Source organism: Psychrobacter sp. UBA6739, from assembly GCF_002453835.1.
Taxonomy (GTDB): domain Bacteria; phylum Pseudomonadota; class Gammaproteobacteria; order Pseudomonadales; family Moraxellaceae; genus Psychrobacter; species Psychrobacter immobilis_A.
In genome coordinates this window covers 47459-53742 of record NZ_DKHR01000035.1, presented here as the reverse complement: position 1 = coordinate 53742, position 6284 = coordinate 47459, and the positions used below count along the sequence as shown (strand labels likewise).

Genomic DNA, 6284 nt, shown 5'->3' with positions numbered 1-6284 from the left:
GTATTATTTTTGAATGACTGGGTAAATGGTTTGCAATATTTGGTCAAATCCCTACAATTACCAATCACTATTATTAATAGTCCGTTTAAATCAGGAAGAATGCATCTTATGACTACCCCTGCTGCTACCACCGATTTGTCGGCGCTACCGACCTTGTCCACAGAGCTAAGCGAGCTTAATGAAGCTCAGCTAAATGAGTTGGCCAGTGCCGCTGAAGCCTTGGTTCTACAAGTCACTGATGTGCGTGCGTTGCAAGATTTGCGTGTGCAATTGACCGGTAAAAAGAGCTCATTAACTGGCTGGTCAAAGCAGATGGGTAAACTCAGCAGCGACGATAAAAAAACCTACGGCGGCTGGTTACATCAAGTCCGTAGCCGTATTCAAGATGCGTTGACAGAGCAGCAGCAGCAGCTAGAAGTGGCTGCACTAAATGCTAAGCTTGCAAGCGAAAGTATTGATATCACCTTGCCTGCTCGCGGTGGTGAAAAAGGTCATTTGCATCCTGTGACCATGATTACCCAGCGTATGCAGCAGTATTTTATACAAGCAGGTTTTAACGTTGCTACTGGTCCTGAAGTCGAAAGCGACTATTATAACTTTGAGGCGCTCAATATTCCGTCGCACCATCCAGCACGCGCGATGCACGATACCTTCTATTTTGATGCGCATTATCTGCTGCGTACGCATACCAGCCCCGTGCAAATTCGCACGATGGAAAAGAATGAACCGCCTATTCGCATTATTTGCCCAGGTCGCGTGTATCGCAATGACTCGGATCAAACGCATTCGCCGATGTTCCATCAGCTAGAAGGTTTAATGGTCACTGAGTCGAGCACTTTTTCTGAGTTAAAAGGCTTGATTAGTGAGTTCTTGGAAGCATTTTTTGCCAAAGAGCTAACCGTTCGTTTTCGCCCATCGTTTTTCCCGTTTACTGAGCCTTCTGCTGAAGTCGATATCCTCGATGATAATGGTAAATGGCTTGAGGTTATGGGCTGCGGTATGGTACATCCACAGGTGCTGACCAACTGCGGTATTGATGCCGAAAAATATACTGGCTTTGCTTTTGGGATGGGGATTGAGCGCTTCGCGATGTTATATTACGGCATCGATGATTTGCGTTTATTTTTCCAAAATGACGTACGCTTCTTAAAGCAGTTTGGCTAGATTTTATTATTTAATAATACATCTACCTTTACTCCAAAACCTTTATTATAAAATTCTGATCTGAGATATTTATGAAAATTAGCGAACAGTGGCTACGTCAATGGGTAAACCCCAACAATAGCAGTGAGCAATTGGCCGAACAACTCACGATGGCAGGACTTGAGATTGATGATCGCTATGCGGTTGCCCGTGCCTTCAGTGGTGTGGTTGTCGGTGAAGTCATCAGCGTCGAGCAGCATCCAGATGCCGATAAACTGCGCGTTACGCAGGTTAATATTGGTGCAGCTGAACCGTTACAAATCGTTTGCGGTGCGCCCAATGTCACCGTTGGTATGAAAGCACCTGTTGCTACCGTTGGTGCCGTTTTACCATCTAACGACGCAGAAGGCTTTAAAATTAAAAATGGCAACCTACGTGGTGTCGACTCTAACGGTATGCTATGCGGCGCGTCTGAAATTGATTTAACCGATAGCATCGATGGTCTGCTTGAATTGCCAGCAGATGCACCGATTGGCATGGATATCCGTGAGTATTTAGGTTTAGACAATCAAATCTTAGACATCTCTATCACGCCAAATCGCGGTGATTGCTTTAGCGTACGCGGTATTGCACGCGAAATATCAGTTATCAATGATTTGCAAATGCAGCTGCCTGAGATTCCTACCAATGTGGTAGTTACTGATAACGGTGCTGATACTGCTACGCCAGCGGTAACGGTCAGTGCAATTGAAGCGTGCCCGCGCTATTTACTACAATCAATCAGCAATATTGATCGTAGCATCGATACGCCAAAATGGATGCAAGATGCGCTGGTTCAGTCAGGACTACGCTCGCACAACTTTTTGGTTGATGTGACCAACTATGTGTTGATGGAATTGGGTCAGCCGCTACATGCTTTTGATGCCGATACTATCGAGGGTGATATCGTTGTGCGTTTGGCACAGCCTGAAGAAACGATTACTTTATTGAATGAGCAAATCATTACCTTAACCGGTGATGAATTACTCATCGCTGATGATAAAGGCGCACTTGCACTTGCCGGAATCATGGGCGGTCAGCGTAGTAGTGTCACTGATAGCACCACCAATATTGTTGTAGAAAGCGCTTTCTTTGGTCAGCTAGCTATTGCCGCGCGCGCACGTCGTTTTGGGTTACATACCGATGCCTCACAACGTTTTGAGCGTGGGGTAGACTTTGAGTTACCAGAGCTGGCACTGGCACGTGCTGTTGATTTGATTACTAGCGTTACTGGTGGGCAAGCCGGACAAATAGTAAAAGCAGAAAGCAGTGAGTATTTACCAGCTCGCGCACCGATCACTTTACCAGTTTCTAAAGTTCGTGATGTCATCGGTATTGAGATTGAGCCAACAGTGATGGTTCGTATCTTAACCCAATTAGGGTTTGCAGTAGTGCAGCAAGCCGATAGTCTGATTTGCACGCCACCTTCTTATCGCTTTGATATGAGTATTAAAGAAGACCTCATCGAAGAAATTGCGCGTATCTATGGCTATGACAATATTCCAAGCGTGTTGCCACATTTGCAAGTCAGTATGGATTATGACGATACCGCAGACTTGACCCATGAGATGAAGCTGGCGCTAGTCGATAATGGCTATATGGAAGCCATTAGCTTTAGCTTTAGTGACGCAAAAATAGAAGCTTTACTTGATGATAAAGCCCTAGGAGAAGTGTTGGCACTGGCCAATCCTATCTCTAGTGACTTAGCCGTGATGCGCCGTACTTTGCTATCAAGCTTATTGCCTTGCGTGCAGTACAATCTCAATCGTCAGCAGCCACGCGTTCGTTTCTTTGAAACAGGGCTTAGTTTTGTTGGTCAAAGTATTAGTGAATTGGTACAAACGCCAAGTATTGCGTTAGTAGCAGTTGGCGATGTCTGGGACGAGCAAGCGTATCAAAACCGTGCGTTAGACTTTTATGATCTTAAGCATGATATTGAGCAGTTATTACCTGCACAAATGGATAGCGCCCGTATTCGCTATGAGCGCAGTGAGCTTGCTTTCTTGCATCCGGGTCAAAGTGCTAAGCTCTATATTGATGATGAATATGTCGGTTGGTTGGGTCAGTTGCATCCTAACACGGCTAAGCAGTTAGATTTGCCAGCTACGTGGGTTGCTCAATTATCACTTGCGCCATTACTGACCCTTGCCCGTGAGCAGCATACCATCACCACCCCGAGCAAATTTCCACAAGTACGCCGTGATATTGCCATTTTAGTAGACAGTGAGATCAGCTTACAGACATTAGAGTCGACGATACGCGCCGCAGCTGGTGAGCTATTGGCTGATCTGTGGCTGTTTGATGTGTATCAAGGCGACAAAGTGCCAGCTGGTCAGCGCTCATTAGCTTTTGCGCTAATATGGCAAGACAATGCACAAACGCTATCTGATGACGCCATCAAAACCGCGACTGACAAAGTGGTACAAGCACTAACTGAGCAACATGCTGCAAAGTTGCGTGACAGCTAACACATAACTCTTATCATAGACATGCTCTGTAGCCTCATTCTTAAAGAGGCTATAGGGCATTGCTATTTATAAGAATTATAATTTTATAAATTTTTTTCATAAAAATAGTTAAGTGGTTATTAATAAAGGATTTTAAAGCAGTCTTTGTTAAAAAGAGGTTAGAAAACCTTTATAATAGCTAGCATTAACCCTCATACCGCTAAACCATGATATTCGACATCACGACATAGCATAGGAGTCGTACTGTGAGCACCTTAACCAAATCTGACATGATTGAGCATTTGATGAGTCATCTTGACCTAACACGCCAAGAAGGCCGCTGTTTGGTAGAGAATTTCTTTGATGAATTGTCAGAGAGTTTAATTGATGGCAAAGAGGTCAAGCTTTCAGGCTTTGGCAACTTCGAGCTTAAAGATAAAAATAGCCGTCCAGGTCGCAACCCTAAGACAGGGGAGCCAGTCGCCGTATCAGCACGCCGTGTAGTGACTTTCAAAACAGGGCAAAAATTCCGTCAACAAGTTGATGAGCGTCTATTTGACGAGTAGCAGTAACTGTCAATCGTATAAAACTGAACATATAAATATATCATGACTTCATGATGGTTGTTAAAGTTACGCTTTATTATTAATGTGAGATGGTTGATCTACATTTGATCAGAGACATTAACTATCATGTTTAGCTATGAATAACCACGAACAATGGTAAATGACGTAAATGACACGCACAAAAAAAGAGAGCTTAGGCTCTCTTTTTTTTACTACAGTATTTCTATCATATAAACGATAAAATTACTGAGCTGGTTCTTCAATAACTACAACTTCGTCAGCTGCGTCTACAGCTGGAGTTTCGCTAGCTACGTCAACGCTAGTAGTAGTACCGTCTACAGGTACTTCAGCATCGATTTCGTCAGTAGCAGTAGCAACTTGAGCATCAGCGATGTCAGCTTCAGCTTCAGCAACAGCAGCGTCAGCATCAGCAGTTACTTCGCCTTCAGCAGCAGCTTCGTTTAGCTCTTCTGATGCATCTTGCACTTCTTCTTGTGCGTCAGATAAATCTTCAGCAGCGTTTTCTTTGTTGCTGTCACAGGCAGTAAGGCCCATAGTTGCAGTCATGATACCAGCTAGAGCAAGTAATTTTAAGTTCATAAGGTTTTCTCCGGGAAAATGAAATGATCAGTAGCAGCAAAAAAGGTTGAAAGCTGAGATTTCTCAGAATTCAACTAGTCTTAGTTACAGCTACTCAGCTTTCACGCATTCTATAGGATTTCTATATAAATAGAAATAGGCTGTACAATTAAGTAACAATAAAATTGTAAATAGTGTTTTACATCACTTATTCGTTATAATTTTTAATACAACGAGCCAAATTAATAGACGTATAATCAATGACATCAACCTATCTTGATGACTTTTTCGATGTCTTGATTTCTACTATGCTTTTTAAACATCTATTGTATCTATTAGGGGTTTAATAGTCATTAAATTAGGGGTTTAATAGTCATTAAATTAGGGGTTTAATAGTCATTAAATTAGGGGTTTAATAGTCATTAAATGTCTTGATTAGTGCAATATCAAGAGCCTAGTAAAGTAGCGTTTATCAAAAATACTTTGTCACTACTTACGTATCAGAAATCGGATTTGATCAAAAAATAAAGAATTGAGTCAAAATTACACTATATAAAAAATCATCAATACGAGTAGCAATATATATCGTATATTTGAGGAATGAAACAATGAAATGGCAAGGTAGACGCGGCAGTTCCAATGTGCGCACCAGCAGTGGTGGCGGCAAAATGATAGGCGGCGGTATCGGTGGTATTATTATTGCTGGCATTTTATGGCTGGTATTTGGGGTAAATCCAATGACCGCTTTACAGACGGGTCAAGTAGTAGCAGGCGGTGGCAATAGCAGTGCCGCTACCGAACCTGCGACAAGTAACGATCGAGATACGCAGTTTGTCAAAGTAGTATTGGCTGATACTGAAGAAGTTTGGCATCAGATATTTAAAGAAGCAGGCAGCACCTATCAGGAGCCATCATTGATTCTCTTCAATGGTCAAGTTAGCTCAGCATGCGGCAGTGCTAGCTCCGCGACGGGCCCATTTTATTGCCCAGGCGATCAGACTGTCTATCTAGACAAATCTTTCTTTGTAGAAATGCGCCAAAATCTCGGTATAACGGGTGATAAGCAAGGCTCTGGCGACCAAGATAATCAAGGTAAAGCGGGTGATTTTGCGCAAGCTTATGTTATTGCGCATGAAGTTGGTCACCACGTACAGACGCTGTTAGGCATCAGCCAGCAAGTTAATGAAGCCAGCCGTCAAGTCACTCGTGCACAAGCCAATAAGCTATCAGTACTACAAGAACTACAAGCTGATTGTTTTGCTGGGGTTTGGGCACAACGTAACCAAGAGCGTGTACAGTTTTTGGAGGCAGGTGATATCGATGAGGCCATCAATGCCGCTGGTCAAATCGGTGATGATCGTTTAGCGCGCGCTAGCGGTGGAGCAGTCGTACCTGATAATTTCACTCATGGCACCAGTCAGCAGCGTGTTCAGTGGTTCACTCGTGGTTTGGAAAGTGGCAACGTGCAGTCTTGTGATACTTTTAGCGGGGCATTATAGTCAGTATCGCT

At 43.4% G+C, this 6284-nt stretch carries 5 protein-coding genes; 4 read left to right on the top strand and 1 reads right to left on the bottom strand.

Annotation, left to right across the window (positions count from 1 at the left end):
* Positions 1-108: 108 nt before the first annotated feature.
* The 3 genes from pheS (at position 109) to B2575_RS08300 (ending at position 4195) form a co-directional block, all read left to right on the top strand.
* The gene (gene pheS / locus B2575_RS08310) at positions 109-1164 is read left to right on the top strand and encodes a phenylalanine--tRNA ligase subunit alpha (protein WP_296241229.1); all 1056 of its coding nucleotides are present in this window, start codon (positions 109-111) and stop codon (positions 1162-1164) included.
* A gap of 71 nt (positions 1165-1235) precedes the next feature.
* Positions 1236-3650: a phenylalanine--tRNA ligase subunit beta gene (gene pheT / locus B2575_RS08305; protein WP_296241187.1), complete on the top strand. Its 2415-nt coding sequence runs from the start codon at positions 1236-1238 to the stop codon at positions 3648-3650.
* Between the two features lie 245 nt (positions 3651-3895).
* Positions 3896-4195 carry an integration host factor subunit alpha gene (locus tag B2575_RS08300; RefSeq protein ID WP_045445928.1) on the top strand — a complete coding sequence of 100 codons (300 nt, stop codon included), beginning with the start codon at positions 3896-3898 and terminating at the stop codon, positions 4193-4195.
* 243 nt (positions 4196-4438) lie between these two features.
* Here the strand turns inward: B2575_RS08300 and B2575_RS08295 are convergent, their stop codons facing one another.
* Positions 4439-4795 carry a hypothetical protein gene (locus B2575_RS08295; RefSeq protein ID WP_045452446.1) on the bottom strand — a complete coding sequence of 119 codons (357 nt, stop codon included), beginning with the start codon at positions 4793-4795 and terminating at the stop codon, positions 4439-4441.
* A 587-nt stretch (positions 4796-5382) separates the two neighbouring features.
* Between B2575_RS08295 and ypfJ the strand changes: the two genes are divergently transcribed.
* Complete coding sequence (ypfJ, locus tag B2575_RS08290; RefSeq protein WP_045452448.1) at positions 5383-6273, top strand: KPN_02809 family neutral zinc metallopeptidase; 891 nt, start codon at positions 5383-5385, stop codon at positions 6271-6273.
* The last annotated feature ends 11 nt before the right edge of the window (positions 6274-6284 follow it).